An 11,053-nucleotide genomic window follows, 5' to 3' on the forward strand; every position below is an offset into this window, starting at 1 on the left:
CCTGGAAAGTTGATCTGAGCTCTCAGTAAATATCAATACGGTTCTGACGAGCCGCTTACCATCTGCACAAAATTGCCCCCTGCTGATTCTGATAGACTGCATTGGTTTTTAACCAGTAGGGAGGCGAGGTTAGTTATGTTTTTAGCATCATTGTTGAGACGTATTGCATTTAGTTACTACGATTATAAAGCTTATAATTTCAATATTGAAAAAACAGAATTTGTTGTCCTCCATATTCCCGATCAGATTGGCGATGCTATGGCCATCTTTCCAGTTATTCGGGCGCTTGAATTGCATAAAATTAAGCATCTTTTAATTGTTACTTCGACAATTAATTTAGAAGTCTTTAATGCGCTTAAACTTGAACAGACTAAATTAACATTAGTCACAATGACTATGCAGGATCACGCGACATTAAAAGAAATAAAAAATTTAGCGAAGAATATAACACAGCAATACGGCACGCCGGATCTTTGTATAGAGGCAATGCGTAAAAAGAACCTGAAAACGATGTTATTTATAAGTCAGTTGAAAGCAAAAACAAATTTTCAGGTTGTTGGTTTAACCATGAAGTGCTACTCCCCTTTGTGCAAGAACGCATCCCGTATGGATCAGAACCTCAGGGCTCCCGTACCCATGACATGGGCGTTTATGATGCGTGAAGCGGGTTTTCCGGCAGTCAGGTCAATATATGAATTGCCACTCAGCGAGGAGGTAGTAAAAGAAGTTCGCGAGGAAATGCGATCGTTAGGATCTTACATTGCGCTCAATTTAGAAGGTAGCGCACCGGAACGTACATTTTCATTATCGATAGCAGGAAAACTAATAGCAAAAATTCAAAGTGAAATAGATAGACCAATAGTCATTGTTCATGGACCCAAAGGGGAAGATAAAGCCCGGGAATTAGTGGATTGTTATAATAATGTATATCGTTTATCTTTATCACCCTCGATTAAACGTACCGCAGCAATCGTAAAAGATGCTTATATCACAATAACTCCTGACACCTCAATATTGCATATGGCAAGTGCCTATAATACCCCTGTTGTTGCAATTTATGCCGATTATAAAACGCGGTGGCCAGCAATGGCCGATGTCTCGGAGTCAGTCGTCGTTGGGCAAAAAATTGACAATATAAGTCTGGATGAATTCGGAAAGGCATTAAAAAGTGTTTTGGCGAGAATGTGTGTTAGTACTTATGCATAGAGGGCAATGCCGACCTGTTCTGAGCGGGAGCATAATACTCTGAGGCTGGTGAATCATCACAGAAAACCAGCCTTTGGACCAAAGCAATACTCACCGAATTCGACCTTAATTATTTTTAATTCTACTATGGACGGAGTAGAGAATATAGCGCTGACTTCTTTGCCGACAGAAGGTTATGTGGCACAAGAATGACCGGAAGTTATCAATCCTGATGTGAAAGCTGGAGACGGTTTCCATAGCAAAACGCCCCAAACCATAAAGGTTGAGGGCGCTTAAGATGTCAAAAACCCGCTATCAGTTAAAAAACAATGCTTAACTAAGGTAAGTGGCATTGCACTGTAAAAGCGAATTTTTAAAATTTGGCTCCTCTGACTGGACTCGAACCAGTGACATACGGATTAACAGTCCGCCGTTCTACCGACTGAACTACAGAGGAATCGTGAGAACGAGGCGCATATTACTTAGCGCTACTGAGTCTGTCAACACCAAATTTCATATGTCATTTCAACTGGTTAATTAATCTGCAAACTTGTTAATTAATGAACATTTGTCGCCGAAAACGAGTCTGTATCGTTAGCGTGATGCAGTCTCTGCAAAGGATCTTGTTGATAAAATTGGCAGAAACGTTGCCACAATGAAGGGAAACGAGGAGCAAAAAGCTCAGGGGCGCTAAAGAAATATTCAGAAAGTACGGCAAAACATTCAGCAGGATCACTGGCAGCATAAGCATCAATGCTCGCCGCATTCTCACCGACTAATTCGATTTCTTCCTGAATGTTGTTCATTGCAGCATGAAGATCGTGTTCCCAGCCAGCAACCTCACGCAACGGAATAAAGGGAACTCCGCTGGCGCGATCGCCGTTACGGGTGTCCAGCTTATGAGCGACTTCGTGAATAATCAGGTTAAAACCAGAAGCATCAAAAGAATCCTGGATATCCAACCAGCTCAAAACGATAGGCCCTTGCTGCCAGCTTTGACCTGACTGAACAATACGTTGGTTATGCACCAGACCGATATCGTCTTCCCATTCATCATCGACCACAAATGGCGCAGGATAAATTAAGACTTCATGAAAACCATCCAGCCATTCCAGTCCTAACTCCAGAACGGGCAGGCAAAATAGAAGCGCTATCCGGCAACTTCTTAATGAATCCAGTTCAAAGCCCTGTAGGGGAACAAGCCGTTTTTGTTGTAAAAAACGTTCGGCAAGAGTGACTAATTTGCTTTGTTCCTGTTTTGTCAGACACGTTAAAAGAGGGATCGATAATGCTTCCTGCCACGGAAGGGCAGTTTGATGTGCTGATTCTTGTACTTTCCAGGGCCACTTAATCATCGTTTTGCTCGCAAACTCGTCACTTGAACAAAATTGCACGGACAGGGACTGTTAAAATGCCAAATTTCCTGGCATCATGGCAACCATCTGAACGGAGAGATGCCGGAGCGGCTGAACGGACCGGTCTCGAAAACCGGAGTAGGGGCAACTCTACCGGGGGTTCAAATCCCCCTCTCTCCGCCAATCATTCAACAAAATCAATAACTTACGAAGCGTTTTTGATTTTGTCATGCATAAATCCCTGCATTAAAACTTCTTTCTATCGCTCTGTTTTCTCGCCTCTACGCTGCCATTTTTACCATGTTGCTTCGTGTTGGGCATCCACTTTTATCTTCTTTAGTTCACAAGCTCACATTCTTAACAACAACTTAGCCAGTCTCGCATCTCCGATAACAAAACAGTTGAACTGCATGCGTTTCACACGGATCCTGTGAAGATATATCGAAGGAAATGGATTGCTGGGGGATGGATGAAAAGAAGTGAAATCAGGAAAGCACTGGAAGCATGGTTTGATATTGAGCGCTATGAGGCGATAGAGAAGCTAAGCCTTCAACAGTTTTATGTGGAGATTGAGCGGCGTATCTTGGCCTACAGGATGTTGCTGAGCCGGAATACCATACCGACCCTGAACAGACTTTTGCTGGATGACTACCGCTATAAAATTTTGCGAGGCGAAATCTTCTTCAGCGGTGATACCGCTACCCTTGGACATGAGCTTGCCAGAACCTACGCGGTAAATCCTACGACACGAAGTCATGCGCAATTTTATGCGAAAACGCTGGCATTAACCGAAGCTACTCCTGAGATTTCCGCGTTAAGCGAATCCGAATTTCTGTCCGAGTATCTAAAAGAGACATCGCTGAAAAACCTTTCGCGTATTACGGTCGATATTCATCTGGAAGAGGCATCCACCGAAGAGATCATTGAACATCTGAAAGTGCTAATCCCCCAATGGAAGAGGCAGCTAAAGATGAAAGCCCCTGCGGAACGGGAGTATCGTTTTGGCAAAAGCACGTTCAGAAAAATTATTGAATATCGTCTTATTCCGATGATGGACCTGATTTTCTGGGGTGAGGACAATGGCGTCAAAATCCCGCTTTCACTGATTTCTTCGCTGCTTCACGAAGATAGCGACAACGATCGTGATGAAGGAATGCTAAAGGCAACGGACTACCCGCTGGCAATGGCTTTTCTGACTGATGCAAGCTATCTAAAATCGCTTGAAGATTACATTATGCAAAACAATCACTTAAAAGACTCACCTGTTGATAAGCATGTTGAGGACGATAAGAAGAAAAAAGCAGCCAAGTAAAAAGGGTTACGTTCGCCGTGAGCGAACGTGATCGCATCCAGCCTTAACGAATCTTTTTTCGTTCACCTCCCTTCGATTTTTTCATAAAACTCTTCTTTGAGCATCCCTAAAATGTCATAAGCAAATTCGCTATTATTGTTCTCGTCGCAATAACAGAGGACAGACAATGAAAAACAGTAATCAGATAAGTGCTACGAAAAATGAATATATCGCGAAACGATTTATTCGTGTTCCTGATGTTTTAAATCGAGTGGGATTCAGTCGCACTACCTTATATGAACGTATTAAGGAAGGAAATTTTCCAGACAGAGTAAAAATAGGACCAAGGTGTGTCGCTTTTGTGGAAAGTGAGATAGATGAATGGATTGAAACTACTATTCGAAACTCACGTCAGAACGCAGCATAAAACATAAATACCGTTTCCGGGCGAATAGTTATTTTTCGCTCAGGGACTCTTATTATCATTAAATAATGAAAAGGGCGATATATGAAAATAGAACTTAATACGACAGAGCAGTTTATTAGTGAAGCCGAATGTTTATATAACCATTATATGAATAAACGACTACGAAACCAGTCAGTGCATTCCTACCATTTTCTGAAAAATAATGAGGGTATGAACGAAGTGATTGAAAATATTATCGAGAAAACAAAGGTCTGTTTTTATGGGGCCGAAGGCGAACAAAAAGCAGAACGGATCTCCGGGAGTGTTAACTATGTGAAAGTAAAACAGCATCTTCGTCGGCTTTGGATTATCTATAAGTGTGTATACCGCTGATGGCGCTATAAACATTTAACTATTTTAATATTAAACTAAAGAGGAAATAAAAATGAATACATTTAAGAATAAATCTACTGAAATCTTTTATGTTGTGTCCTTGCATATCTATGCGGAGCTTTTTAACTCAAAGGATAAAACGACCAGTAATATGATTATAATGCATGTAATGGATCATGAGTTTGTCTGTAGGCTAATCGATCTGGCAATGAGGAATGCTGAGAAGCATCTTCTGAAAAAAGCATGGAAAAAGAATGCTGCTGAAAAACTGTCTGAGGTTGATTTTAAAGGGGTTAAGCAGGCATTAGCCAAAATGCATTACACCGTTTTGGCAGAATCAATATGTTGATATGTTCTGATATCGATTGGCCCCTTCATGGGGCTGATAATCTGAAGATTAAGGTGCTGTCTATGGCGAGATTTGTTTTGCTGCTGCTGTTAGACGGTTGAGGTAATGCCAAATAGTTGAGCAAGGCCATCTTTTTGTAACCATAAAATTGATCAAAATCATTTTTTAATGAAAAATTAGTGTCTTACACATTGATAATTTTTTTTATGGGTTCATATCAAACGAATGACCTTAAAAAGGAAATTATATGAGCACAGCAACTGATTTTAAGACCTTTCTTGATAATATAAAAATAGATAATGCAGGTCAGATTAGTAAAAGGTATGGTCGTATAACTAAGGCTTTGAACCAATACTTTTATGACATAGATTCTAAGACAGCCAATTCACTACAGGTTGGTTCCTATGGGCGCTTCACAGGGATTCGAGGAATATCTGATCTTGATATGCTTTACTTTCTTCCTGCGACTGAATGGTCGAGATTCCGAGATCGACAATCATATTTATTACAGGTTGTGAAAACAGAAATTAAGAAAGCTTATAAAAATACGGATATTCGCGGAGATGGGCAAGTTGTTGTTGTTAAGTTTAAGAATCAAGAGGTTGAGGTAGTTCCTGTATTCGGTAATGAAGATGGCACTTTTACATACCCAGATACACATGATGGTGGATCGTGGAAGGAATGTAACCCTAGAGCCGAAATGTCGTCTTTTAGGGCACTGAATGATGATAGGAAGGGACATCTGAGACGTCTATCTAAAATGATTCGAGCATGGAAAGCTCGTCATGAAGTTGAGATAAGTGGATTCTTAATTGATACACTGTGTTATAATTTTTTCTCTAATCTAACTGAATATGATGGTAAGAGTTTCAAAAGTTATGATCAACTTTCGCTTGATTTTTTCACCTTCTTAGAGAATGAAGGTGACCGAGTATTTTATTATGCTCCCGGTAGTCGCTCAAAAGTGAGCGTAAAAAAATCATTTAATAAAGTGGCAAAATTAACAAAAGAATATTGTGAAGAAGCTTTATCTGCTACAAGTGAAAATTCAAGAAACTTAGCTTGGAAGAAAGTTTTTGGCAGGCCTTTTCCAAATTATACGACAAAATCACTCAGTAATGTCAATGTATCTGAACAGTTTATTGAAGAACAATATGAGCTGAATTTATACGGCCATGTTTCGATAGAATGTGAGATTAGAAATAATAATTTATTGGAAGTTCTTCTTTCAAATCTTCTTGGCGAAGGACATGATATTAGCACAAATAGAAAATTAAGATTCTATGTTGATGAGATAAATAATATACCTCACCCATATAAAATTAAATGGAAAATAAAAAATGTGGGTGATGAAGCTGAGCGCCGAGGAAATTGTAGAGGTCAAATTTTAGACGATGAAGGTGATTCTGAGCGCTTCGAGACCGCGGACTTCTCAGGTCCTCACTTTGTCGAGTGTTATGTTATTCACGATAATCAGGTTGTAGCAAGAGATAGAATCGACGTGCCAATACATAATTAGCCCACTTTTAGTTAGGTTAGTGTTAAACTAACATTAGCCTAACATATCATAATGGTGAGTCAGATGGATAAAAATATATTAGAAGGGCAATTAAGAGAGTGCTATGGAAGGGTCGTTTACACACATAAAACTCATGAGAAATGTGCAGATATTCTTCAAAAAAAACTAGGCTGCATGAAAAATTTTCAGCTAGTTCTTTTAGCAATAACTACCGGTAGTTTTATAACTACTGTAGTGGGTGATGCTAAAATAGGTGCTATCGTTGGGTCAATACTTTCCGCTATTCTTCTCTTTCTAAATTCATATTTGAAGGATTATGATTTAGGAACTATAGCTCAAAAGCACAGACAAGCTGCTGGAGATATGTGGTTAATTAGGGAGAGATATTTATCTCTACTTACAGATTTGAAAATGCAAACTAAAAATATAGAGGAAATTCTCCAAGAAAGAGATGCCCTGATGAATGAGCTTTCTGCAATTTATATGGGAGCACCATCCACGAATTACAAGGCATATTCAATGGCTCAAAAGGCGCTGAAGGAACTTGAGGATATGACTTTCTCTGATGAGGAAATTGATAAATTCCTTCCCACTGAATTAAAACGTAGATGAATTTATGAATCCATAGATGAACTAATCTGTATTAGCTCAAACCAGATCTGACAGTAATCGGGTATTTATATAGATATCTGTCAGATTACATTTAGTTTAAGTTCTTTTCAGTCCAGACGCTTTTCCATCAAGTAATATTTTTAAAACCGCCAAATTATATTGACGGCTTTATTTGTGATCAGAGCGCGAAGTCTTCCAGCGTTTTACCAGCTTCGATAGCAGCAGCGATCGCTTTAGGAGTGCGACCCTGACCCGTCCAAGTCTGTTCATTACCGTTTTCATCTGTATATTTGTATTTGGCAGGGCGAGGAGCACGAGTCGATTTGGCTTTAGGCTGAGATGAGCCAACAGCAGCAAGGAGTTCCGCCGGGTCAATACCATCTTCTAACAGTTTTTGGCGGAAGGCTTGCAGCTTAGCCTGACGTTCTTCTTGTTCTTTACGGACGGCACTTTCTTCCTCACGACGATCTTCAACGATAGCAGAGAGTTTTTCCAGCATCTCTTCCAGAGTTGCCAGATCTGTTTCACGAGCATGTGCGCGAAGTGTACGAATATTGTTCAGTGTCTTAAGAGCTTCACTCATAGTATGTCATCCGGTGTTTTAAAGGGGGCGATTAATAAGGCTAATGTATATAATGCTGTTGAACAGTCAAAAGCATATCAGTCAGTAAATAATATAGTAAATATTATCGGTTAAGCAATATAATAAATCTCATTTTACACGGATAACATAGGGCAGTTCTTTAACGAGACATTTTCCTGCGCTTTTGGCTTGATGGCTCGAACTCTGACGAGATGTGAGAGAGTTGCTCAAGACTTTGTTCTATGGAACGCTGGAACTCAACAGCAGCTTCTGTACGCTGTTTTATGACCAAGGCAATTATTTCTTCATCACTCCTTTCTGAAATGGCCTTACGGTATAATACACGTTCGTTAAATAGATCAAGATTACCTGATGCTTTCGCTGATGTGTTAGCTTTTGAACTGCTGATGGGATTTAGTTCATCAATAAAATATTCAATAAGAGATTCTCTCTTTTTTTCCAGTCTGCGAAGTTCAGTATGTGCAGATTTGAACTTTTGGGCTTTAATCAAAGGAACATCATCAGAACGTAGCCTACGATATTCATTCCTGTATTCTTCTATCGAAATATGATTCTTTAGTTCTTTGACTGTATTTACGTATTCGATTAAATCACTGTTGTCTGTTTTTACTTTTCTCATATAAGATCTCGTTAATAAAAATAGTGGATATATTATATATTACGAGGTGTGGCATAAGTGTCAAATTCCGGCAGGCAATTAAATAAGGTGAAGTATTTTATATTGTTCAAAAATCAACTCACCCATTTCAGTATAGATTTCGACCTTACCAACTTTACCATCTGGTCTTTTAATTGAATAGCGGATTAATCTTTCATTATAATATTTTTCTAACAAGTCAGGTCGTTCAGTAAAATATCTTGATTTTGTGGCGCGATCTTTCAGATAGTCGCAGCTTGAACAAACCTGCTTTTTGAAATCCTTCTCAGATAAACCACTTTCTTTTATTTTTGAAGAAATAAAAGCCTTTAAAGGTCGTTCATATTCCTCTCTTTCTTTTGCTTTACGTATTTGTTCCGCTTTCTTGCGCTGTTCTTCAATACGGCAAAGTCTGCCTTGTTCTTCCTGCGCGCGTATTATGTCCTCTTCAATTATTTTACTGATGATTGAGGCCGGAACAACACTGATACCTTCAGACCAGCCCTGATAAGGATTATTGCTTTGTATATTTCGGACTGTAGCAGATATTCTGTCTATATCCAGTTCTTTATCAAAGGAAACAATACGTTGTCCGTTTTCTTTTGATATGAGCTTAGCCGTGTTTACAGGGGATTCAAGACCCTTTAATTTGAATGTGGCTACGGCACTGTTGCGACTTCTATAATATAATGCTTGTTTCTTATCTCCAATGTAGCATTCAAGGTAAGAGAAAATCTTAAACTCCTGAATGCCAAATGTTTCCTCAAGCATGGTCATCTGCTCAGCCAATATATTTAGTATATCACTCTTGGATAGTTTTTCGTGGAGCTTAATCTCAAGCGAACCGGGTAGTTTTTTCATTGTTATTTCCTTGTTGTTGTTATTTTATCAGGATACTTTCTGCATATGAGAGTCTGTGTCAACAGCGTTTCTTCTTGCTTCCTCATTTTCCTTTGTTCTTTTATATACTTTTCGTGGTTTATCAATATGTATGCTGTTATTGGGATTAGGAACAGCGTTATTCTTTTTCTTCTTACTGAAAACAAATGCGTCAGTATAGATTTCTTTGGTTTCAGTTTCTAAGGAAAGGGTTCTTCTTTCACTTTTTGACATAGCTGAATAACTTTCTGGATACTGTTCTATTTCTGCGCAAAGATTGCGAGCGTTGCTCAGCTGTTCTTTACGTTTCTGATCCAGTTGATGGCTCATCCCTTTAGCGAAGATATTAGAGTTGATGTAGAGATGTCCATGATGCTCGACGAGTATTCCTTTCTGTCTGAGTTTTTTAAAAATGTTAGACATATTACCGGAAGCGATATTCAGTGCTTTGCACAGAGATGATTGCGAAAGATTAATCAGATTTCCAAACTCCATATACTCTAAGATATATGTTAATACACGGAATTCATTCTTGGATATGTCAAGATCAGAGAAAATACGAAAGTTGGAAGTAAAAGCAAATACATAAGGTTGTGAAAACGAAATAGCTTTATCTTCCTCAGAAGAAATAACTGTCGTTGATTTTATTTCTTTGTTTTGTAGCAAGCGTCTTGCGATATCAATCTTTTGCTCGGTTGTTAATGATTCAAATAAGTGTAATAGATCAGTGTCGTTTGTATTCATATTATTCTCTCTTATTATTTTTATTATATGTATTTTAATACTATGCAAAAAAGTGAAAGTCAATAGTAGAACTATAAATAAAATAGAAAGTATATTCTTATGACAATGTTATATGTTAAAAAAACTATGTTCGAACATAGATCTTGCTATGTTCGAACATAGGGAGGATCTATGTTTGAACATAGGAGTTTGCTATGTTTGAACATAGGAAAAAAAGTTGCGAAGCCGCGATTTTACTGGTCCGGCACTATGCTTATAATTAAATAATTAGTAAGAAGTTAAGAGAGTCCAGTTTTACTTTCGCGTTATGTTTGAGTGATTTTTCGGAGGATATTATATTCCTTAATAACTACTGTCAGCGAGTGATTGTTTCGTCCAATCACGAACCGCTGCTTTTATTGTGAGAGCTTAATTAATATTCCTTTTACTTTATATGCGTCTTCGACGCGTTCTTTTTTGGATAAATCCATCATTAACAGGGACAAGCCCTGTCCAGCAAAGTGATTGTTGGCAACAATCACGAAGTGCTGCTACTAAAGATATAGTTTTCCTATGCGTTTAAGAGCAAATGCTATATATCTGAGGCAAATGTTCTGTCTAAACACAGAATCTGATGTTAACTTGATAGAGTGAATAGTCAGATTAAGGTCATGTTGTTTTCCATTGATATAATATTAATGCCTTATAGATGATCAAGGAAAATAGTTTTACAACAGTATCAGGGGCGTAGCCGTGCGTTAGCACAAGAGATGTGTTTTCAATAAATAGTTATTAAAATCATAAGGTGAAAATAAATATTAATGAATATAAGTAAACACCTTTTATGAAAGGCTAATAAACTGCACAGGAAGCTTGGTAAGACGTTGGGAGCAGGAAGATGACACATGTAATCATCTTTGTGCTTAAAACGCTTATAACTGACTACAGGCAGTAATTTTATATGAAGAAAATTATTAATGAAAAATCTATCACTAACAGGAACAAGCCCTGTTCAGCAAAGTGATTGTTGGCAACAATCACGAAGTGCTGCTACTAAAGATATAGTTTTCCTATGCGTTTAAGAGCAAATGCTATATATC

Annotated in this window: 12 protein-coding genes and 2 tRNA genes; 8 read left to right on the plus strand and 6 right to left on the minus strand. The window is 38.4% G+C overall.

All coding sequences use genetic code 11. From position 1 onward, the window contains the following. The first annotated feature begins 135 nt into the window (after nt 1-135). Nucleotides 136-1,206, plus strand: coding sequence for a glycosyltransferase family 9 protein (locus A7090_RS22485; protein ID WP_105275586.1), 1,071 nt, complete (start codon nt 136-138; stop codon nt 1,204-1,206). Nucleotides 1,207-1,566: 360 nt separating this feature from the next. Here the strand turns inward: A7090_RS22485 and A7090_RS22495 are convergent. Both A7090_RS22495 and mtfA read right to left on the minus strand, forming a co-directional pair. Then, a tRNA-Asn gene (locus tag A7090_RS22495) sits at nt 1,567-1,642 on the minus strand. A gap of 100 nt (nt 1,643-1,742) precedes the next feature. Beyond that, the gene (gene mtfA, locus A7090_RS22500) at nt 1,743-2,540 is read right to left on the minus strand and encodes a DgsA anti-repressor MtfA (RefSeq protein WP_105275598.1); all 798 of its coding nucleotides are present in this window, start codon (nt 2,538-2,540) and stop codon (nt 1,743-1,745) included. 93 nt (nt 2,541-2,633) lie between these two features. On the opposite strand from mtfA, the gene A7090_RS22505 reads away from it, so the two are divergent. The 7 genes from A7090_RS22505 to A7090_RS22540 all read left to right on the plus strand — a co-directional run bounded on the left by A7090_RS22505 (nt 2,634) and on the right by A7090_RS22540 (nt 7,110). Beyond that, nucleotides 2,634-2,723: transfer RNA gene (locus A7090_RS22505), tRNA-Ser, on the plus strand. 286 nt (nt 2,724-3,009) lie between these two features. Next, nucleotides 3,010-3,852 carry a DUF6387 family protein gene (locus A7090_RS22515; RefSeq protein ID WP_105275588.1) on the plus strand — a complete coding sequence of 281 codons (843 nt, stop codon included), beginning with the start codon at nt 3,010-3,012 and terminating at the stop codon, nt 3,850-3,852. Between the two features lie 166 nt (nt 3,853-4,018). Next, complete coding sequence (locus A7090_RS22520; RefSeq protein ID WP_105275589.1) at nt 4,019-4,258, plus strand: helix-turn-helix transcriptional regulator; 240 nt, start codon at nt 4,019-4,021, stop codon at nt 4,256-4,258. Between the two features lie 81 nt (nt 4,259-4,339). After that, nucleotides 4,340-4,630 carry a hypothetical protein gene (locus A7090_RS22525; RefSeq protein ID WP_105275590.1) on the plus strand — a complete coding sequence of 97 codons (291 nt, stop codon included), beginning with the start codon at nt 4,340-4,342 and terminating at the stop codon, nt 4,628-4,630. A gap of 52 nt (nt 4,631-4,682) precedes the next feature. Further along, nucleotides 4,683-4,979: a hypothetical protein gene (locus A7090_RS22530; RefSeq protein ID WP_105275591.1), complete on the plus strand. Its 297-nt coding sequence runs from the start codon at nt 4,683-4,685 to the stop codon at nt 4,977-4,979. Between the two features lie 247 nt (nt 4,980-5,226). Beyond that, on the plus strand, nt 5,227-6,498 hold the full coding sequence (locus A7090_RS22535) for an SMODS domain-containing nucleotidyltransferase (RefSeq protein WP_105275592.1): 1,272 nt from the start codon (nt 5,227-5,229) through the stop codon (nt 6,496-6,498). 63 nt (nt 6,499-6,561) lie between these two features. Next, nucleotides 6,562-7,110 (plus strand): SLATT domain-containing protein, encoded by a 549-nt coding sequence (locus A7090_RS22540; protein WP_105275593.1) that lies wholly within the window; start codon nt 6,562-6,564, stop codon nt 7,108-7,110. 178 nt (nt 7,111-7,288) lie between these two features. Here A7090_RS22540 and A7090_RS22545 read toward each other — a convergent pair whose 3' ends face one another. The 4 genes from A7090_RS22545 to A7090_RS22560 all read right to left on the minus strand — a co-directional run bounded on the left by A7090_RS22545 (nt 7,289) and on the right by A7090_RS22560 (nt 9,974). Beyond that, on the minus strand, nt 7,289-7,693 hold the full coding sequence (locus tag A7090_RS22545) for an H-NS family histone-like protein (RefSeq protein WP_105275594.1): 405 nt from the start codon (nt 7,691-7,693) through the stop codon (nt 7,289-7,291). Between the two features lie 160 nt (nt 7,694-7,853). After that, nucleotides 7,854-8,333, minus strand: coding sequence for a DUF4756 family protein (locus tag A7090_RS22550; protein ID WP_105275595.1), 480 nt, complete (start codon nt 8,331-8,333; stop codon nt 7,854-7,856). 78 nt (nt 8,334-8,411) lie between these two features. Continuing rightward, nucleotides 8,412-9,212 (minus strand): hypothetical protein, encoded by an 801-nt coding sequence (locus tag A7090_RS22555; protein ID WP_105275596.1) that lies wholly within the window; start codon nt 9,210-9,212, stop codon nt 8,412-8,414. A gap of 27 nt (nt 9,213-9,239) precedes the next feature. After that, nucleotides 9,240-9,974 (minus strand): replication/maintenance protein RepL, encoded by a 735-nt coding sequence (locus tag A7090_RS22560; RefSeq protein WP_105275597.1) that lies wholly within the window; start codon nt 9,972-9,974, stop codon nt 9,240-9,242. Nucleotides 9,975-11,053: the final 1,079 nt, after the last annotated feature.

Origin of the sequence: Escherichia sp. MOD1-EC7003 (assembly GCF_002965065.1) — a bacterium.
Classification (GTDB): domain Bacteria; phylum Pseudomonadota; class Gammaproteobacteria; order Enterobacterales; family Enterobacteriaceae; genus Escherichia.